The 2,915-nt window shown below is 38.0% G+C and carries 2 protein-coding genes; both read left to right on the top strand.

The features are described from left to right. The first annotated feature begins 730 nt into the window (after positions 1-730). Positions 731-1,687, top strand: coding sequence for a YihY/virulence factor BrkB family protein (locus ACR2F7_RS15460; RefSeq protein WP_432714444.1), 957 nt, complete (start codon positions 731-733; stop codon positions 1,685-1,687). A gap of 176 nt (positions 1,688-1,863) precedes the next feature. Continuing rightward, the coding region (locus ACR2F7_RS15455; RefSeq protein WP_432714443.1) for a sensor histidine kinase at positions 1,864-2,915 on the top strand (1,052 nt) is incomplete at its 3' end.

Here is a 2,915-nt window from a genome sequence, read left to right as displayed (position 1 = left end):
CCTGGAGTAACATCTGCAACTCCATCTGGTTGCAAAGTTAAAGACCAACCACCATCATAAGCATCGGCAGGGACATGACCCACCTGCGAATATTCCTTTACTTCATTCACAACCAATTTGTCCTTTTTACATCCAGTAGTTATAAGGATGTAAAGAAAGAACACAATTGATAAACAGCTCGCTTTTAATAGATTTCGTTTCATATGCTATGAATTGGAGTTGCAATATATTTAAAACAATCGATAATTAATCCTTACATTGTATTATGAAAAACGAACAATCATGCGCTCAATGTTCTTAAACCTCGGCACTAGTGAAATCTTAATTTTAACAGTTTTATTATGAGTAGTCATTGCCATAGGCAATTATGGCAAAAATACTGCACTAGGTAGGCTATTGGGGCTCAGTTTTATTAGCAATTTTATGCTCGCCTCTTGTGGCATTTATCATCATATTGATTCTTAAGGCAAGAAAGTCTTCGGCTACTTCATATTAGTTAATCAAATCCTCATTTCCTTTACTGCCTATTCACCAACAAAAAGTTTCTCGGCTCCTGTTGTACACTTTCAGACCTATCAGCTCCTTCAAGTTTCTTAATTGATTGAATATGGTCTTGCGCTTATCGGACAGCAACTTCTATCATGCTTTATTAATCCATAATTCAAACCATTTTAAGCAGTAATGGTTTTAACTCTAAAACAGCAAACGTCACGATAAAAAAAATAGATTTATGGAAAAAATTACTGCTAAAGGAATTTGGAAAGTATTAAAAGATGCATTCACCGGTTTTTCAGATCATAAGATAACCAAATTAAGCGCCTCACTGGCTTATTACACTGTTTTCTCCATGGGTCCTCTACTCATCGTCATCATTTCCATCTGTAGCATTTTCTTTGGCCGTGAAGCTATTGAAGGTCAGATCTATGGTCAGCTGGTGGGTTTCCTGGGAAAAGATACAGCCATCCAGCTACAGGAAATTATTAAAAAAGCGGCAATTAGCGACAGTGGCATCATTCCTATTGTGATTGGGGGTATTACCTTACTCATTGGTTCAACCACTGTTTTTGCAGAAATCCAGGATTCTATCAATGGCATTTGGGGCTTAAAGCCAAAACCAAAAAAAAGCTGGTTAAAATATCTTCAGACCAGGTTGCTTTCCTTTTCCGTGATCATTAGCTTAGGCTTTCTCTTGTTGGTTTCATTGGGCGTAACAGCACTGATTGATGGTTTTAGCAATCGGCTGATGGCTAATTATAAAGATACCTCGGTGGTGGTCTTCTATATCGTTAACCAGGTAATTTCCTTGGCGGTAATTTCTAGCATCTTTGGTGTCATATTCAAAGTCTTACCCGATGCAACCATCCGCTGGAAAGATGTCATATTGGGATCCATGGTAACAGCCGTCCTTTTTATGATAGGAAAATTTGGGATCTCTTTTTACATCAGTAAAAGTGATGTAGGAAGCACTTATGGTGCGGCAGGGTCTTTAGTGGTCTTACTCTTATGGACTTATTATTCTTCCATCATCCTTTATTTCGGTGCAGAGTTTACTAAAGCCTATGCTGTAAAATTTGGCGAGCAAATCCATCCTAACCATTATGCCGTCAGCACAAGAGAAGTGGAGATAGAAACCGGTAAAGACGCTATTCAAGAAAATGCCGACAAGCCGACAACCATAAAAAAATAAATACTATACCCGAACCCTATCTACTTAAAACATAGAAGCGTAAATTAAATATAAATCAAGCATTTATGTCACCGTCCATGGAAGATATATTGGTGCTTACACACTGGTATCACTTTATTGTGTTAGCTTTAGAAAATCTCGAAAAGATTTAAAAACAAAACCTTCCAGTTAAGGATATGAAAAACAACAATTCGGATGAATTAATCATTGCCTATGAAAAAATCGCTTTTCAACACCAGGAAAAAGAGAAACAGGCCGCAGCATTAATCATTGCCAATAAAGAACTGGTTTTTCAAAATCAGGAAAAAGAAAACCGTGCAGCAGAACTCATCATTGCCAACAAGGAACTTGCTTTCCAAAACGAAGAAAAAGAAAACCGCGCCGCAGAATTAATCATCGCTAACAAGGAACTTGCTTTCCAGAACGAAGAAAAAGAAAACCGCGCCGCAGAATTAATCATCGCTAACAAGGAACTTGCCTTTCAAAACGAAGAAAAAGAAAACCGTGCAGCAGAATTAATCATCGCTAACAAGGAACTTGCCTTCCAAAACGAAGAAAAAGAAAACCGTGCAGCAGAATTAATCATTGCCAACAAGGAACTTGCTTTTCAAAATGAAGAAAAAGAAAAAAGAGCTGAAGAACTGAGCATTGCCAATTGGGAGCTTAAGAATGCTGAAGAAGATATCCGACAGCTGAATGATGAATTGGAGCAAAAAGTAATTGAACGCACGGCACAGCTGGAGGCTGCAAACAAAGAGCTGGGCTCCTTTTCTTACTCTGTATCCCATGATTTACGTGCCCCTATCAGGGCTATTAATGGCTATACGCAAATTCTGGTAGAAGATTATGCTGATAAACTTGATGAAGATGGCATAAAGGTGCTTAACACCATTATCCGCAATTCAAAAAAGATGGGTGAGCTGATCGACGACCTGCTTGCCTTTTCAAAATTAGGAAGAAAACAAGTAGCCGTAGCTGAAATCAATATGGCCACCTTAGTGAACTCCATAAAGGAAGATTTATCATTTGAAGAGGGTGCAAATATCCCAGTATTCGACATGAAAGTATTGCCGAATGCAATTGGTGATAAATCGCTCATCAAACAAGTCTGGATCAACCTGATTTCTAACGCTATTAAATACTCTAGTAATAAGCCAAAAACGACTGTTGAAATCGGAGCTTTTACACAAGATAAAATGATCGTTTATTATGTGAAAGATGCTGGTGC

Origin of the sequence: Pedobacter sp., assembly GCF_045628745.1 — a bacterium.
Taxonomy (GTDB): Bacteria; Bacteroidota; Bacteroidia; order Sphingobacteriales; family Sphingobacteriaceae; genus Pedobacter.
This window is presented reverse-complemented; position numbering and strand designations above follow the sequence as displayed.